We start from the raw sequence: 16259 nt of genomic DNA on the forward strand, positions 1-16259 counted from the left end.
CCCCGCACCGCCGAAGCCGCCACCGACATCGGCATCGGCATCGGCATCGGCATCGGCGACAGCGCCTCGGCCGACCCTCCGCTCCCCGCCCACGAGCACCCCGCCGGAGCCCTCCGCCCCCGGGCGGGGCGGGGGCTGGGCGCGGGGGACGGCGGAACGCGGTTCGATCACACGAGCCACGCTACGTGACAGATGGAGCACTCCATGTCACCCACACGAGTGCTTTTCTCCCCAAGAACGGGAAAAGACTGGACAAGAGCCGCGACACCACGGACCGGACCACCGGCCGCGCACCACCCGCGCACCGCCCGCACACGGACCGCACCCCCGCCCGGCGCAAGCTCTCCCCTGGTTGAACATGTGAACTGACCCGCCCTCTGGGGGATGGAAACCACCCGGAGTTGGGCGAAAAGGCGGTCAGGGCACGAGAGTTCATGATTCCCTCTAAAACGTCGCCGCCCCTCCGCCGCCGTTCCCGTCCCACTCAGCTCACGGGCACGGCCCCGGTGGGCACGAGCCGGCTGCTCCCGCACCCGGCCCGTACCGCGGAACCCGGGTCCCGACCGGCCGGTCACCTCGCGGCCGCCCGTGGGAGACAGCCCGCCCCTCCTCGTCCTTGCGCGCCTGTGGAGCCGAACCATGCTCACGACCCTGAAAACCACCTACACCGACACGCGCGCGAGCGATCTCGCGTGGGCGCTCGGCCGCGAACCCCTCCCCTGTCTCTCCGCACTCGATCTGACGCTGGAGGGGGCGACGGTGCAGTTGCGGCTGCTCGGTGCCTCCCATCAGGTCCTCCTTGAGGACGAGTACGGGGAGTGTTCGGAGACCGTCGCCTGTCTGCCGGGCGGCGGCGCGCCGCTCCCGGTGGGCGTCGTCGAGGAATTCGACGGCTTCGACTACCACTTCGCCGCGCGCGTCGAGGAACTGCCGCCCGGCGCCTTCGCGGGGCGCGCGCAGGAACTCCTCGCGCTCGTCACCGAGCACCCGCACGGCCTCGCGGGCGTCTTCCCCGGCAGCCCCGACGCGTTCACCGCGATGCTCGTGCAGCGCCGCGACGGCGAGACGCAGTGGCGCACGTGGCACGCCTACCCCGAGGACGGCCAGCTCGTCGTCACGCGTACCCGCCTCGCCCCGCGCCCCGCCGCGCTCAGCGGCACGCGCAGGGACCGGGCGCGGCGCGGCAAGCGCCTCGCCGGTGTGCCGCTCGCGCCCGGCACGGCGGGCCTCGGCAGCAACGTCCCGGCAGGGGTCGGCGCGCCCGGGCACCCGAACAGGGCGCGCGCGACGCGCGGTCGCGGACTCTCGGTGGTGCCGAAGGGCATCGCCGGCGGGAACGGCCCGGTGGCCTCCTCCGCCTCCTGACCTACGGAGGTACGGTCCGCCCTCACCCTCGCCGCGGACATCCCCCGTCCCCCGACAGATCCAGGCCGCGCCGTGCGTGGTTCTCGCGGCGGACAGCTGTCCCGCCCGTGTCGTACTTCCCGGGAGGGAGCGCGCGCCCGGGGCCCCACGAGTCTCCTCGTGGGGCCCCGGGCCGTCGGCGGACCGGGCTGCCCCGTGTCAGTCGCCTCCGCCGCCCCCGCAGGAGGAGCCACCCCCGCAGGAAGAACCACCGCCGCCGCACGAGGACCCGCCGCCGCACGAGGAATCGCCCCCGCAGGAGGACGTGCTCCCTCCCGCGTCGTGGTGGCCGTGTCCCCCGTGGTGGTGACCCGTCCCGCCCGAGGACGAGCCGTCGTCGGCCCACCAGCTCTGCCCGGAGTCCTGGACCGCCGCGACGTTCGTCGCGGAGGCCGCGCCGTGCGGCGGCGCGGGCGCCCGCCGCCCGCGCACCGGCTTCCGGTCCCGGAACGGGCCGCGGCCGCGGGCCCTGGCCCGCCGGGCCCTGAGCAGCTCCCAGGCGGCGGCCACCGCCACCAGGACGAGCACGATCAAGAACACCCTCATCCCCACACCCCCGTGTCAGTCGCCTCCGCCGCCCCCGCAGGAGGAACCGCCCCCGCAGGAAGAACCACCGCCGCAGGAGTGTCCCCCGCAGGAATGACCGCCGGAGTGGTGTCCCCCTCCCGAGTCGGAGGAACCGGAGGAGTCGTTCGCGCCCGAGGAGTCCCCGGCGACCCACCAGCTCCCCGAGTCGCCCCCGGAGGACGACCGCGAGCCGCGTCCGCGCCGCCGCGCGGCCGAGCGTGCCGGGACCCCGGCGACCGCGCCCCGTACCGCCGTCACGATCCGTACGACGAGCCCCACCACGACGAGCCCGAAGATGCAGAGAACCGCGATCGTCACCGCCACGTGCTGCCCCCCTGTGTTCCGTGTTCCGCCGCCCCCTGGCGGCCCCCGTTGCTGTGTTGCAGCGGGATTGCCCGGTGGGCTCGGTGCTCAAAGCACGCTTGAGCAAGACCAGAGCTTCGGCGCAGGATGACGCCATGACCCCCAAGCCCCCGCCCTCCGGCCGCCCCCTGCTCGCCCCGCGTCTCGCCGTCTTCGGCACGACGGTCTTCGCCGAGATGTCCGCGCTCGCGGCCCGTACGGGCGCGATCAACCTGGGCCAGGGATTCCCCGACACGGACGGCCCCGAGGAGGTGCGCGAGGCGGCGGTCCGCGCGATCCGCGAGGGCCGCGGCAACCAGTACCCGCCGGGCCCCGGCGTCCCCGAACTGCGCGAGGCGGTCGCGGCCCACCAGCACCGCTTCCACGGCATCGCCCTGGACCCCGGCACCGAGGTGCTCGTCACGGCGGGCGCGACCGAGGCCATCGCGGCGACGCTCCTCGCGCTCGTCGAGCCGGGCGACGAGGTCATCGCCTTCGAGCCGTACTACGACTCCTACGCGGCCGGGATCGCGCTCGCGGGCGGCCGCCGGGTCCCGCTCACCCTGCGCGCCCCCGGCTTCCGTCCCGACCTCGACCGCCTCGCGTCGCTCATCACGCCCCGCACCCGCCTGCTCCTCCTCAACTCCCCGCACAACCCCACCGGCATGGTCCTCACCCGCGAGGAGGCCACCGAGATCGCCCGCCTCGCCGTCGCCCACGACCTCCTCGTCGTCACCGACGAGGTCTACGAACACCTCGTGTACGAGGGCGAACACATCCCCCTCGCCACCCTCCCCGGCATGCGCGACCGCACCGTCTCCATCTCCTCCAGCGGGAAGACCTTCTCCCTGACGGGCTGGAAGGTCGGCTGGGTCAAGGCTTGTTGACCCACCCATTGCCGACCGTCGCACAGCTGTCTCCGATGGGAGCGGCCAGGCATGCCTCCAGAATCCCAAAAAGCGTGCGAACACCGAAAAAGCTTGGTGGCACGGATCTTTCCTAAGAAATCCCAAACAGCGTGCTTGCAGCAGCGCATGGCGTTCTTCTTCTACTGTCCTTCTCGTGGCCGGGATCGTACGGCTCGTCACTCGCTGACGGAACCCTCACCCTCAGAAAGGACTCCACGTGCAGCTGAGACTGATGTACGTGATCGTCGCGCTCCTCGGAGCCCTCGTCGCAGCGCTGACCGGCAGCCTGGTGGCCGTGCTTGAAGGAGGGCGTGGAGTGGCCGCTCTCAAGGCGGGAGCGAAGACCTTCGCCGGCGCGCTGACACTCCTCTTCGCCGTCATGATCGCCTTGGGTGTGGTGGGCTCGTGAGCGGCGGGGAAGCGTACCGAGTGTCCGCGTCGTCGGCCGTCTCTCGTTCCTCGGACCGAGCCCTCATCGAGGTGCGCCACCTCTTGACGCAGCTGTCGCGACATATGCCCGTCTCGGACGCCAATCGGCTCGTCCTAGGTCTCCTGTATCTGAGCCGGGTCCCACGCGCGGCCGCCACCACGCCCGGAGTACCCACATGGGCGTGGTTGCTGAATCGGACCACCGACCCGCGCGACGCGAGTATTCGGGCCGACGTGTCCAAGTGCCTCGCCCACTGGCTTCCCGCCGTCGAAGATCGGGACGCCGGGGCCACAAGTCTCGTGCCCACGGTGCCTTCTGGCTCCGACAGGCTCGTACGCGCTCTCGTCCGTGCCATCGCATCCGCCCAGCAGGTCGCCCCCCTGCTCGACCAGTGTCTGAGCGATCTCTCAGCTGCTCATGCGGACGGCGACAAGTACTTCACCCCGGTTGACCTGGCACGTCTCATGGTCAGCGCAGCCGTCCCCCGCGACGGGAACCGTGTGCTAGATCCGGTCTGCGGTTCGGGGGGCCTGCTGGTCGAAAGCCACCGCTACGTCCACGATCGAGTCGGGCTCCATCCGACCATGTCCCTGGTGGGCAAGGAGCGGCACATGCTCTCCTCACAGGTGGCTCGCATGAACCTGGCGGTGCGAGGGATCGCCGCTCAGATCCTTCCGCCCGGTGACAGCCTCGCAGTGCCCGAACCCGAGCAGCACGACATCATCCTGGCCAATCTCCCCTTCAACCAGTCGGGGTGGGCACGGGAGGAGGAAACGCAGGGCGGCCCCTCCCGGCCGGCCAGCGCAGCGCCACTTGATCCTCGCTGGCCCGAGGAGCCCCCGAGCCCCGGCAACGCCAACGCAGCATGGATCCAGCACATCGCACACGCGCTGGCACCGAAGGGACGAGCCGTCTTCCTCATGGTGGACACCATGGCCTCCACGCGAAAGGCGGGGCCGATCCCGCGGCTACGCGAGCGTCTGCTGCGCGATGACCTCGTGGAAAGCGTCATCGCCCTCCCCGCGCGTGTGTCCGGGCCGTCCCGGGATACCACTCCATGCCTGTGGGTTTTCAACAAGGACAAGAGCGCCCGCCCCGGGTGGGGCACCCACGACCGCCGGGGTCAGGTGCTCTTCATCAACGCACGGAACGCCTATGAGCAGTTGCCGAATTCGCGGGCCCGCAGGCTGGGCGAGAAGAACAGCGCCTCGATCTCGACCACGCTCGCGGCTTGGCGCGGCCTGGCCGAAGCCGGTTCCGCGCCACCGCCGTACCAGGACGAGCCCGGCTGGTCGCGGAGCTGCACGGTCACCGAGATCGCCGCCCACGAGTACAGCCTGATGCCGACCTCGTACGCCGTCGAGCCGCTGAGCCGGGAGCAGGACACTCGCGGCAGGGTGGAACGGCTCAAGCGCGAGCTGATGGAGCGCCTGGAGGAGATGCGCGACCTGGAGCCACGACTGCTTGACGCGTTGGAGGAACTCTGATGGAACCCGATGCCCGCTTGGTCAATTCGGAAGACGGTGCTTGGCCAACGACCTCTCTCGACAGGCAACAGCGCCTCAGCAGAAATGTCTTCACCGCATGTGGCTTCGTGGACGAGGAGATCGCGGACACGACTCCAGGGGTGGTCAGTTCGACTTTCGTCCATGGAGGCCGGATCTTCGCGCCCCGCACCAACGAGAGCGCCACGCGCCAACCCGCGCGGCCCCGGGCAACGCTCCGACAGGGCGATCTCGCTGTCGTACTCGTCCGACGGGTGGGGGATTCGGCGCTTGTCACCCCCGCGCATGCCGGATGGCCCGCGAGCAGGTCGATCGGCATCATCCGAACGGAGGCCCACATCCTGGAGTGGCTGCATATCTGGCTGCAAACAAGCACCGCCCGAGCCCGGATCGAAGAAGACGTGACGGCACACGTCGAGCCGACCACCAGCCTCGAAGCCCTCCGGCGTATGCCGTTTCCGCTGCCGCCGCTCGACGTCATCAGCCGCTACCACCGGGTATTCCGCCTCATCGAGGAGACGGCCTCTCTTTACGAGCGGACGGCGCGCACGGCGGTGGAGCTGGTCGACGCGCTCCACGAAGACGAGGTCGTCGCAAATCCGGGGTGGGACTCGCGACCACTCGCGAAGGTCGCCCACCTCAAGACGGGGAAGGGCTCGGAACGCTCTCTCACGCTCGTGCCCGCCGAGACCGGCGTCGGGGCGATCGCACCACGGGACTTGTATCAGCTCTCCGTGCCCTACGTTCAGCGGTTCCGGTTGCACACATCCGCTGGCCCCGGCGAGGTGTTTCCCACCGGCACCTTCCTGCTGGGTACGCGCGCCGAAGGCACACACATCGCCGTGGCGAACCAACCCGTCAGGGCATTGAGAAGCGTCGTGGCCCTGGGCCCCCGTGAGGAGGACGACGCCTGGTGGCTGCTGCACGAGCTCAGGGCCCGAAGCCAGGAAATCGTGGAACGCGCGCAGGGCGAGAAGCGCCGCGAGATCTCCGCCCTCGCACTCAAGCGCCTGAACATCACCTGGCCCGACCGGTCATCCCGCGCGGTTTTCCACAGAGCCGCCGAGCCCTTGCACGCCACCGCACAGCTCCTCGTCTCGAAGGTCGCCACCCTGCACACCCTGAGGGATGCGCTCCTGCGGGACATCGCCGCGAAAGCCGGCATTCTGCGCGAGCCGAAGGCAGATGCGCAGCAAGCCCCCGTCGCGGTCCCCGGACCACGCGGAAGCGGAACAGGATATGAGCAAGGATGAGCTTCGAAAGCTCAATGGCAGCTACCCCGGTGAGGACGGTGGAGACATGGGCGGCAGGCCGCTGCTGAACCGCAGGCTGGAAGGACTCGGGACGACGATCTTCGCGGAGATGTCGGCGCTGGCGATGGAGACCGGCGCGATCAACCTGGGCCAGGGCTTCCCGGACACGGACGGCCCCGAGTCCGTACGCGAGGCTGCGGTACGGGCCCTGCGCGACGGCCGCGGCAACCAGTACCCGCCCGGCCCCGGCATCCCCGAACTCCGCGAGGCGATCGCCGGCCATCAGCGACGCTTCTACGGCATCGACCTGGACCCCGACACCGAGGTGCTCGTCACCGCAGGCGCGACCGAGGCGATCGCCGCGACCATGCTGGCCCTCCTGGAACCCGGCGACGAGGTCATCGCCTTCGAGCCGTATTACGACTCGTACGCCGCCTGCATCGCGGTGGCCGGCGCGAAGCGCGTCCCGCTCACCTTGCGTGCCCCGTCCTTCCGCCCGGACCTGGACGAGCTGCGAGCGAAGATCACTCCGAAGACGCGTCTGCTCCTCCTGAACACCCCGCACAACCCCACGGGGATGGTCCTCACTCTCGAAGAGCTGAGCGCCATCGCCGGCCTCGCTGTGGAGCACAACCTGCTGGTCGTGACGGACGAGGTCTACGAACACCTGGTCTTCGAGGGGGCACACCATCCCATCGCTGCCCTCCCGGGCATGCGCGAGCGCACGGTCTCGATCTCCTCCGCGGGCAAAACCTTCTCCTTCACGGGCTGGAAGGTTGGCTGGGCTACGGCGAGCCCGCCCCTGATCGCCGCCGTCCGCACCGCAAAGCAGTACCTGACCTTCGTCAGCGCGGGCCCCCTCCAGTACGCGATCGCGGAGGCCCTCCGCCTCCCGGACACGTACTTCGACACCTTCCGCGAGGACCTCCACCGCAAGCGAGACCTCCTCGCCGACGGTCTCCGCACCGCGGGCTTCGAGGTCTACACCCCCCAGGGCACCTACTTCCTCACCACCGACATCACCCCCCTCGGCAAAAAGGACGCCTACAACTTCTGCCGATCCCTCCCCACCCGCTGCGGCGTCGTCGCGGTCCCCGTCTCTGTCTTCTACGACGACCCCGACGCCGGCCGCACCCAGGTCCGCTTCACCTTCTGCAAGAAGGACGATGTCCTCTACGAGGCCACCACCCGCCTGCAGAGCTTGGCTTCCTGAACTCACGCCTCCTGCGTCTCGAAGGCGTTCAGCCCCGGCGGCGCGGCGGCCTGCGGCCGCCGCGCCGGGCAAGTCTCCGGCACGCAGCCGTGCCCGACGCGCGCGGTGCCGTCGTCGAGGCGGAGGAGGACGGCGAGCACGCAACCATCGACCACCTCGAGTTCGAGCGCGTGGCGGCGCAGGCTGGAGATCTGGGCGCTACTGGTGCCGCGACGGACGACGAGCGGCGAGTGGTCGCCAGGAGTCGTGAATGTGCGGCTCATCGGGGCCCTACGCAACCCGAGTCGCCAGGTCAGCCACGTGTTTACGTTGACTCCGCTGCCGCGCAGAATGTCCCCGTTGACAGGGATTCGCATGCCGAGGACCTCGCCTTCAACGGCCATCGTGTCCGGCTGAACTGGTTCTTCCTCCTCGAAGGGGCGAGCACCGCGGGAAACGAGATCGACCAAGCCGTCTAGGGTCTCGCCAAGCTGGTCACTGAGCAGGCACTGCTTCAGGCGCCAAGCGGTGACCGGGTACAGTTCCGTGACCTTGGCGAAGAGCTGCGTCCGGGAGAGAGGGCCCGACTCGGTGACCACCGAGACCATCGCCTCCACAGCACTGGCGTACGTGGACGCACGGAGGTGCGTCCACTCGGCCAGGGCCCAGGTGCCCTCGGGGCGGATCTGCCGGAAGCGGTCATCACGGCGCAGCGCCTCCCGTACAGCCGCGGCGGTCGTCGAGGCCATCGGGGCGAGCAACTCGTCAGCTCGGCACGGGCGCCCGGTCTCCAGAAGCCATAGGTACGCCGCGTCGCGTCCCCGCGCCTTGCGGCGAACCCAGTGCCCGTCGGGGCTGAGGGCGAGCCGCGATTCGGAGTGGCTCAGCAGCCGGCGCAGAGGGAGCCCTACGGGCAATCCCGCCTCGAAGGCCGCCTGGCCGAGGTCGTCGCCACGGAAGGGCGCGGCTTCGACAAGATGGCGTAGGGCGTCGCCCAGTGCTCCCGGGTCGGCGCTCCACCAGCCCCGCAGCGGCCCCGCCCATGTCCGCGGCGCAGCCAGCCCCGCCGCTGTCAGCAGCTCGTCCAGCAACACATGGTCGACGACCCCAAGCGCGGCGGCGAAGGCCCCTCGCGGGGAGGCCATGCCCGCGCCCGCGGTGAGCAGCTTCTCCCGCCAGCTGTCTTGGGCCATGTCCGCCATCACCACGAGTCGTTTCCGCGTCCCGCTCTGGATCTGACGCACGCGCTCGCGGCTCAGCCCCAGCGGCGCCCCGACCTCGTCCAGAGTGCGGCCTTTGGATCGGCCCGCGACGACGGCTCGCTCACGCTCGTCGAAGACTTCCCACGCCGTGATCAGCCATTCATCCATCGACCGCTCGACCACCATCGAAATTCCTTACATCTCGCTGAAATAGACGACCCGCACGCCGAGGAATTCGGCCATGCGCCGGTGTTCCTCTTTCTTCTCGGGCGACACAGGGTCGCGGAACGGATCGACGACGCAGATCGTCCAAGGCCAGGTCTCGCCGGTGGACCGATCGAGGATGGCGGGCCATACGAGGTGCTTGAGGTTCGCCGCAGTGCCGGCCACGAAGTGCTCCTCATGGTCCTCAGTCCCGATTTCGCGGACCCTCGCACGCATCGGCTTCTGTCGCGTGGTGTCCGGGATGACCTCCCAGCCGGGTCCGTACGTCGCCACGACCATCCGCTCGAGCGTCGCCGCCGGCCGAGTCACATACTTGGCGTACTTGCCCTCGCCGCGCCGTGCCCGCTCGTACTCCTTCATGGGGCAGTCCTTCAACCATGGACGAACGTTGGCCTGCTGCCCCACGAAGCCGAGGAGACGGCCACCGATCTCTGGATCCTCTGTCCATTCCTGGTACAGACGCGTACGATCCGCGTCCTGGAGGTGCGGCCACTGAGCCTCGTCGGCTTGGGTGTAGATTCGCGTGACCACGGCCTTCTCGACGGCGGTCGGGATCTTGTAGTCGGTCACAGGATTCCTTTCGGCAAGGGGAACTGGAGGCGGACCTCGTCCGCCGCGGTCTCAAGGTCGGCGGCATCCTGGATCCACATGTCCATGAGGGAGCCGACCGTCTCGTCCTGGAACTCGATGCGGGAGACGTGAGGGAGTTCCAAGTGCTCGGTCTCCTCGGCATCCAGCGTCCGGCGCAGGTTCAGCACCGCTGCGGCGCGGCGGATGTCGGTGACGAAGTCGAGGACCTTCAGAGCCTTCTTGCCGGGGCTCAGGCGCAACCCCCGGCCTAGCTGCTGCACGAAGATCCTGCGGCTGTGAGTGACACGAAGGAACGCGATCAGATTCACATCGGGCACGTCGACGCCCTCGTTGAACACGTCCACGCAGGTGATCACAGGGACGCGGCCGAGACGGAACTCATTGAGCAAAACGTCACGGTGACGCTTCGACAGTCCACTGTGAAGGTAGGAGGCGTTGATCCACGCGGGGTCCGAGGTAGCGAGGAGGTCCGCCATGTGCTCGGCGTGCTCGATGGTCTGGCAGAACACAATGGCGCGGGGTTCGACGGTCTCTCGCCAGGCCGCCCGCAAGTGCTCGATGATCTCCTCATCCCGCTGGGGGAGGAACAGCCGCCGGTTCAGATCCTTGATCGAGTAGCCGTGGCGACTGATGTCCTGGACGGCGTCCCAGTCGACGCCGTCCGCGTACAGCTTGTAGTCGACGGCCGACAGGTAGCCCGCCGCCATGCCCTCGGCGATGCCCATCTTGAAGCTGGGCCGGCCGAAGCGGGCGGTGATGTCGAACTTGTCGCCGCGCCAGGGAGTGGCGGTGACTCCGAACCGCCCCGCAGTCCCACACAGATCGAGGAGTTCCGCAAACCTGCCGGTCTCGGCGACGTGATGGGTCTCGTCGATCATGATGAGGTCGGGTTCGTAGCCCACTCGTACGGCGGACAGCGCGGACTCAACGGTCGCGACGACGACGCCGTCGAGAGCCCTTGGCTTGTTCCCGCCGGTGAGGAGGCGCGTCGGCACACCCTTTGGGATGTGTCGCCACAGTGCCTTTTCCAGCTGACCCACCAGGTCACGCATGTGCGCGACGACCAGGACACGCGCGCCTGGACGCGAGGCGAGGACATTCCCGATGACCTCGCCGCCGACGACGGTCTTACCCAGACCCGTCGCCAGGACGAGCAGCGCCGTCCCCTCCGCATCGAGGTCCCGCTCAATCGCGGCCACGGCCCGTTCCTGGTACGGCCGCAAGGCGTAGGGGGTGGGTACGCGGTCGGACATCCTCTCACCGATGGCGGTCAGGGTGGCCCCGTGCCACAGAGTGATGTCGACGCCGATCCCCGCGAGTGCCCGGCGTCGCGCCTGAGCCGACGCGGTGATGTCCGTATTGGTGACTAGGACGGCCTTGTCGGCGCGGTAGTGAGTGCGCGCGCGCTCAAGGTCGTCGACGCCAGCGTGGTCGGCGGTACCGTGCGCCTTCCACTTGCTCTGGAACACCCACTGTTCATGGTCGCGGACCGCGAGCAGGTCGGCGCCGTGGTCGTGTGCGCCGTCGATGACGCGGACATCCTGAAATCCGAGGTGCCACAAGGTTCGTTCGAGCGCCTTGGTCAGTCCCTCAGGGCCGCCGTCGCGGAGTTCGGCGGCCGTCAGGAACGCGGCGCTCACTCCTCACCCGCCAGCTCGTCACGGAGGAGGGCGATACTCAGGCGGGCGCGTCGCAGCTGCGGCGCGGTGGCCTCACGCGCGAAGGTGCCGAGCGTCGCGACATCCGCGAGGCAGCCCGTAACCCGGGCCAGGCTCAGGGCCTTCCCCGACGGCGAGGACACCCCGGTGTACGGGCCACGGAAGACGGCGCCGTCCATGAACGCCGCTGGCATCGTCTCGACGAGTCGGACCAGAGCCAGCGCGGGAACGTGGTGAACAAACCCGGAATCCAGGCCGAGACGGCCGATGAGACCGACACGTCCGGCGGCGATCATCGCCTCCTCGGTCGCGGTCTTCTCCTCCTTCGAGAGGTGACCATAGGCGGCGGTGTGGCCGCCGCTGCGGTCAAGGGCCTCGACCACACGCTCGCGGATCTCCGCGAGGAGGTCGCGGGCCTCCGCGCCGACGGTGGTGCCGTCGAGTGCGCTGTCCTGCAGGGACTCGGAACGGATCGCGGCGACGAGTTGAGACGGGCTCCAGTCGGAGCGAGCCCGCACCTTCAGGACTGCGGCCAGTTCAACCAGGAGGAGATCGGCGTAGTCCGTACCGAACCGACGGAACGCAGTGTGCTCGGGGTCTACGAGGGCGGTGAGCTCGTTACCCGACCGCTGGTCGAGGAGGACCGGAACGTGCAGCCCGTTATCGTCGAGAAGCCGCTCGCCCGGCTTCACCAGCAAGGTCCGCACCTTCACGTAACCGAGCTCGGGGTGCCCGAACGATCGACTCAGGTAGGCGTGTGGCGACGCCGCGCCCTCGTACCGGGCCAGGCGCTCACTACGGGTCTCCGCCCTCTCCTTGATCGCCACAGCCTGGGCCGGCACGGTGGAGACAGCCTCGGGCTCGGGCTCGGGCTTGGCGGCACCGGACGCGGGGATGTTGGCGGGCATGCCGAGCGCGCCCAGAACCGCCTGCTCGTCGGGCTGGGCTGGCACGCTGGCGGCCGTCTTCGCTTCCTTGCCCTGCTTCTTGATCTCCTCGTGCCGCAGGACCGCCTGCCACCAGTGATCGTCGGTCTGGAACTCGGCGACGCCTGCCTGAAACTTCCGGCCCCAGTCTCGGGTATCCGCATGGACCGGCTTGCTGCCGTCTCCCGGGACGAGGTAGCGCAGGCCCGCGTCGTTTCGGCGAAAGCCCTTGAACAGCAGGGCCAGCGGGCTCTCGTTCTCCGTGTAGCCGAGCTTCTGGGCCCGCTGAGGCTGGAGTGGCGCCAGGCCGCGCAAAACCTCCACGGCGGTGAGCCAGCTGCGGTCCCCGTACTCGAAAGCGTCCTTCTGATAGGTGACGGGAACGTGGTCGAGGTGAATTTCACCGATAAGACGGCCGCCCTGGTGAGCGAGCTCGACCGGGTACTCCGGCTCCTCGTTCCCAGCGATTCCGTCAGGGTTGTTCCAGGTGAAGAGCTGCTTGTCCCAGCGCAAGATCTTCCGGCCGTTGCGCAGGAAGTCGACCCCGTACTCACTCTTGTCGAGGTAACGCTGGACGCCCAGCCAGCCGTGGATTCGCCGCTCGCGCACCGCCAAGTCGCCGCCGCCACAGACGGAGCAAACCTCGCCCGACCCGATCTGCCATTCTCCACAGTCCCGGCAGGCGATCCCGTCCTGAAGCTTCTCATCGATCGGAATGTACGCGGGGATCCGTTCCTTGCCGTTGTAAAGCACGTAGCGGTCATCGCCCCAGCGGCAGTGACGGACTGGCTTGACCCGGGTCCCGCCGACGTAGAGCTCGAAGGGGTGCTCCGTGAGGATCCACGAGTACACCGAGCCCAGGATGTTGCGAAGTGAGGCTCCATTGCGCCGCAGCCAGTCGGCCCGCGTCACGTGCAGACGGTCAACGATGATCCTGGTGCCGTGCTGGGACGGGTCGCTCTTCGGTTCGACGATGTCCTTCGCCTCGAAATCGTCCTTGATCTGGTCGAGGTCGATCTCGACACCGATCCACTCCGCGTCGCCCGCTCGAGTCGTCAGGATTCTGGTCCGCCGGCCGAGACGTGCGGTCGAGATGTTGAAGCCCATGCCGAAGAGACCGAGCTTGTCGTGCATGTCGTTCCCGGACCAGCCGGCCCGGACCGCCCGCGCGAGACGGTCCTGTGACATGCCACGACCGGTGTCGCGGACCTCCAGAACCCCCTTCGGGGACGACGGCAGGGTCACGCTGACCGTGAAGCCGTCGTGCCACTCCACCCTCGAGCGAAGGATGTCGAGAAAGTCGTCGAAGGAGTTGTCGACGAGCTCGGCCAGGCACTGCCACTCGTCGAAATCGATCTCGCCCAGCATGCTCAGCACGCGGGCAGAAGGGGTGATCTTCACTCCGGTGGAACCCTCCTGAAGGATCGGGACGCTGTCATGGCGGCCGCAGCGTACGTGGGCACGGCGAAGCCGCCCGACTCTCGTGAGTCGAGCATTCGATCCTGAGAGTAGAAGACGCCACTGCCAATCCGGCCGGAGTTTGCGAACCCCGGCGAATCATGTGGCCAATGAGGATGAGCCAGAAGGTAACGAACCCGCATGAATGGAGGCGATCCGGTCGAGGCTGACGAGGGGATAGCCTGCGGCCGCCGGCCTCCTCACGCGACGTGCACCGCCGCGGCCCCCGAGGTCCATGTCCGAACCGCGGGATAGCTCAGTCCTCCCCGGCAAGGGCTTCCGCCGTGGGACCACATACCGACTCTGTCGCGCACCCGCGGCATCCTGAGATACATGATTCGAGAGCCCTCTGAAGTGACCGTGACGGAAGACGGAACCGTCTAAATCCCGATGGATGTCTTGGTCGAGGCCGGCCTGCACATCGGCGAATAGCTGCTGGCATACAGCGACGGTGACGGCCAGATCGCCCTGCGGCGCGATACAGACGCGGTCGAGGACCTGCTCCGCGACGGGACCCTGTAGCCGCGTCACTGACCACGCACCACCACGATGACGCGCTGAGCGGCGTCGACGGGGTCCTCGTGCTCCCAGACCCGGACAACCGTCCACCCGGCTTCGGAGAGGCGACGGTTCGTCTCCTCGTCCCGCGAGCGGTTGACCTCGATCTTGTCGCGCCAGAACTCACGATTTCGAGCCGTCGCCGGCCTGTGATGTTCCGGGCATCCGTGCCAGAAGCAGCCATCGACGAACACCGCCACACGGGCCTTCGTGAACACGAGGTCCGCGGTGCGGCGCAAGTCGGGCAGCGGCCGCGACGATACTCGGTACCGCAGCCCCTCACGATGGATGAGGGAGCGGAGCCTGAGCTCGGGGCCGGTGTCTTTGCCCCGGTTTCCACGCATCGACGCGCGAACCGCGTCCGATGAGGCCCACGAGTCCCGCGGCACAGGTCGGGCACCCACGAGCCCCTTCTCCACCGCCGCCTCCCACCCGGCGACGAGGTTCGCCGCTCGGGTGTCGTTGTCGACTTGCCCAAGGTACTTGGCGGGCGAACGGCCCTTGTCGGACCACCGCAGGTAGGCACGAATGCGTCGAGTGTGGGGCAGCACCTTGAGTTCGACGGAGGCGAGAGCGTAGCGATCGTCGTCCAGACGGACGTAGCGCCCTTGGCGGCCGCCGGCCGCGCGGTCCTGCTCGGCCGCCAGCGCTTCTCGGCTTCGGCCGGCGCGCCCCTTCCAGGCTCGCGCCGACGGTGGCTGATCGTTCCAACCGCTCTGCCCGCCGCGCCGCGCATCGGTCACGATCGCGATTCCACGTTGTCCAGTGCCGCGTAAATGGCCTTCGCGAAGACCTCTCCCAGGCGTACCGGCACGGCGTTGCCCAGCTGACGCATCCGCTCCCCGCGCGGTCCCATCAGATTCCACTTGTCGCCGAAGGTCATGACGCGCGCGGTCTCCCGGACGGTCATGTATCGGTGGATATAGTCCAAGCGCCCGGTCTCCTGGTTTCGCACACGCTTGTCCAGGAGCATCACGGACTCGCCGCCTGGGACGCCGTGCACGCCGGCCTTCACGGTCTTGGCCGGGTAATCAAGCATATTCGGTGTGTGACCCTGATAGATCCTCGCGCCCGGCCACCCGATGTGATCGGGGAAGCCCTGAGGCGTCTTCTTGTCCAACTGCTCCAAGTTGATCTCAGGCAGCCCGACCAACGCGTCCCTCAACGTCAGCCACGAGGCCAGGGGCTCCCCTTCGTCGAGCTGGAACTCTTCCTGCCGGTAGCGGCGCTCGACATCTTCACGCACATGCTTCTCGACCGTTCGGTGCCGGTCCCAGTAGGTGTGATCGCGGAAGGACTGGATCAGGGACCGCCTGGAGTGTGTCTCCTTGACCGCCTCTCGGAACTGCTCCCGATCCACGCCGAGGTCGGCCCGGAAGGCTACAAGGATGACGCGGTTCCGGATCTGCGGCACCCCGTAATCGGCGGCGTTCACGGGGAACTCGAGAACGTCGTACCGCTGTGTCGGGTCCGTGTCCTTCGCCTTCAGCCGCTTCCGCAGCTCCCGATCGTGCTCTTGCCACGTCGTGTCGGCGCGCTCCACGAAGGGCAGTTCAAGCTCACGCTTGATGTACTGGAAATACGGGGAGAAGGACTGACGCAACAAGCCTCGGACGTTCTCGCAGAGGACCGCTTTCGGCCTGATCTCACGGACGGCCCGGAACATCTCGGGGAACATGTTCCGTTCGTCCTCGTCCCCCTTGGCGACGCCGCCGAGACTGAACGGCTGACACGGCGGGCCACCGGCGAGGAGATCGACCTCATACTCCCCCAGGTAGGTCATGTTCAGCTTGCGAACATCGCCCAGGACCAGCGGCGTCTTGTGCTTGTCGCTCCTCTCCTCCCCATCCCTCAGCTCCTCGGGGACGGGAGGGCACGATCCTTCCGGGTAAGCCACGAAGTCGTTCGCCTTCAACGTCTCGCACGCCCACTTCGCGTACTCATTCACGAGGAGATGGCGGAAGCCGGCGTTCGTGCCAGCCTGCACCAGCCCACCGCCTCCGGCGAACAGTTCGACCGACGTCCGTGCCATGTTTCACG

12 protein-coding genes and 2 pseudogenes are annotated in these 16259 nt (G+C 68.5%); 6 read left to right on the forward strand and 8 right to left on the reverse strand.

Features of this window, described 5'->3' with window-relative positions; genetic code table 11:
- Positions 1-639: 639 nt before the first annotated feature.
- Positions 640-1152, forward strand: a pseudogene (locus tag ACQYWQ_RS14055) (DUF2617 family protein); the annotation flags it as partial.
- Positions 1153-1563: 411 nt separating this feature from the next.
- On the opposite strand, the gene ACQYWQ_RS14060 reads toward ACQYWQ_RS14055, so the two are convergent.
- Together ACQYWQ_RS14060 and ACQYWQ_RS14065 are read right to left on the reverse strand one after the other, a co-directional pair.
- Positions 1564-1950, reverse strand: coding sequence for a hypothetical protein (locus tag ACQYWQ_RS14060; protein WP_431034928.1), 387 nt, complete (start codon positions 1948-1950; stop codon positions 1564-1566).
- A 15-nt stretch (positions 1951-1965) separates the two neighbouring features.
- Positions 1966-2289, reverse strand: a complete 324-nt coding sequence (locus tag ACQYWQ_RS14065; RefSeq protein WP_431034929.1) for a hypothetical protein — start codon at positions 2287-2289, stop codon at positions 1966-1968.
- A gap of 140 nt (positions 2290-2429) precedes the next feature.
- On the opposite strand from ACQYWQ_RS14065, the pseudogene ACQYWQ_RS14070 reads away from it, so the two are divergent.
- From ACQYWQ_RS14070 to ACQYWQ_RS14090, 5 genes and pseudogenes are all read left to right on the forward strand, one after another.
- Positions 2430-3188: pseudogene (locus ACQYWQ_RS14070) on the forward strand (aminotransferase class I/II-fold pyridoxal phosphate-dependent enzyme); the annotation flags it as partial.
- Between the two features lie 250 nt (positions 3189-3438).
- Positions 3439-3630, forward strand: coding sequence for a hypothetical protein (locus ACQYWQ_RS14075; protein WP_401643010.1), 192 nt, complete (start codon positions 3439-3441; stop codon positions 3628-3630).
- A gap of 83 nt (positions 3631-3713) precedes the next feature.
- Positions 3714-5138, forward strand: coding sequence for an N-6 DNA methylase (locus tag ACQYWQ_RS14080; protein WP_431034931.1), 1425 nt, complete (start codon positions 3714-3716; stop codon positions 5136-5138).
- Positions 5138-6409, forward strand: a complete 1272-nt coding sequence (locus ACQYWQ_RS14085; protein ID WP_431034933.1) for a hypothetical protein — start codon at positions 5138-5140, stop codon at positions 6407-6409. The genes ACQYWQ_RS14080 and ACQYWQ_RS14085 overlap by 1 nt, the downstream gene beginning before the upstream one ends.
- 46 nt (positions 6410-6455) lie before the next feature.
- Positions 6456-7622 (forward strand): pyridoxal phosphate-dependent aminotransferase, encoded by a 1167-nt coding sequence (locus tag ACQYWQ_RS14090; RefSeq protein ID WP_431039186.1) that lies wholly within the window; start codon positions 6456-6458, stop codon positions 7620-7622.
- A gap of 2 nt (positions 7623-7624) precedes the next feature.
- On the opposite strand, the gene ACQYWQ_RS14095 is transcribed toward ACQYWQ_RS14090, so the two are convergent.
- The 6 genes from ACQYWQ_RS14095 to ACQYWQ_RS14120 all read right to left on the reverse strand — a co-directional run bounded on the left by ACQYWQ_RS14095 (position 7625) and on the right by ACQYWQ_RS14120 (position 16251).
- Complete coding sequence (locus ACQYWQ_RS14095; protein WP_431034934.1) at positions 7625-8989, reverse strand: sigma factor-like helix-turn-helix DNA-binding protein; 1365 nt, start codon at positions 8987-8989, stop codon at positions 7625-7627.
- Positions 8990-8998: 9 nt separating this feature from the next.
- Positions 8999-9598 (reverse strand): hypothetical protein, encoded by a 600-nt coding sequence (locus tag ACQYWQ_RS14100; protein WP_431034935.1) that lies wholly within the window; start codon positions 9596-9598, stop codon positions 8999-9001.
- The gene (locus ACQYWQ_RS14105; protein WP_431034936.1) at positions 9595-11259 is read right to left on the reverse strand and encodes a DEAD/DEAH box helicase family protein; all 1665 of its coding nucleotides are present in this window, start codon (positions 11257-11259) and stop codon (positions 9595-9597) included. Before ACQYWQ_RS14105 ends, ACQYWQ_RS14100 begins: the two co-directional genes overlap by 4 nt.
- A complete protein-coding gene (locus ACQYWQ_RS14110; RefSeq protein WP_431034937.1) occupies positions 11256-13604 on the reverse strand; it encodes an ATP-binding protein in 2349 nt (782 codons plus the stop codon). Before ACQYWQ_RS14110 ends, ACQYWQ_RS14105 begins: the two co-directional genes overlap by 4 nt.
- Positions 13605-14188: 584 nt before the next feature.
- Positions 14189-14962, reverse strand: coding sequence for a very short patch repair endonuclease (locus ACQYWQ_RS14115; RefSeq protein WP_431034938.1), 774 nt, complete (start codon positions 14960-14962; stop codon positions 14189-14191).
- Positions 14959-16251 (reverse strand): DNA cytosine methyltransferase, encoded by a 1293-nt coding sequence (locus tag ACQYWQ_RS14120; protein ID WP_431034939.1) that lies wholly within the window; start codon positions 16249-16251, stop codon positions 14959-14961. The genes ACQYWQ_RS14115 and ACQYWQ_RS14120 overlap by 4 nt, the downstream gene beginning before the upstream one ends.
- Positions 16252-16259 lie beyond the last annotated feature (8 nt).

Source organism: Streptomyces sp. P6-2-1, from assembly GCF_050613165.1.
GTDB lineage: Bacteria > Actinomycetota > Actinomycetes > Streptomycetales > Streptomycetaceae > Streptomyces.

Bases quoted from the DNA above. Each gene is read 5' to 3' on its own strand.
- ACQYWQ_RS14120 (WP_431034939.1), bottom strand. From the start codon at position 16,251: ATGGCACGGACGTCGGTCGAACTGTTCGCCGGAGGCGGTGGGCTGGTG.
- ACQYWQ_RS14060 (WP_431034928.1), bottom strand. From the start codon at position 1,950: ATGAGGGTGTTCTTGATCGTGCTCGTCCTGGTGGCGGTGGCCGCCGCC.
- ACQYWQ_RS14090 (WP_431039186.1), top strand. From the start codon at position 6,456: ATGGGCGGCAGGCCGCTGCTGAACCGCAGGCTGGAAGGACTCGGGACG.
- ACQYWQ_RS14085 (WP_431034933.1), top strand. From the start codon at position 5,138: ATGGAACCCGATGCCCGCTTGGTCAATTCGGAAGACGGTGCTTGGCCA.
- ACQYWQ_RS14095 (WP_431034934.1), bottom strand. From the start codon at position 8,989: ATGGTGGTCGAGCGGTCGATGGATGAATGGCTGATCACGGCGTGGGAA.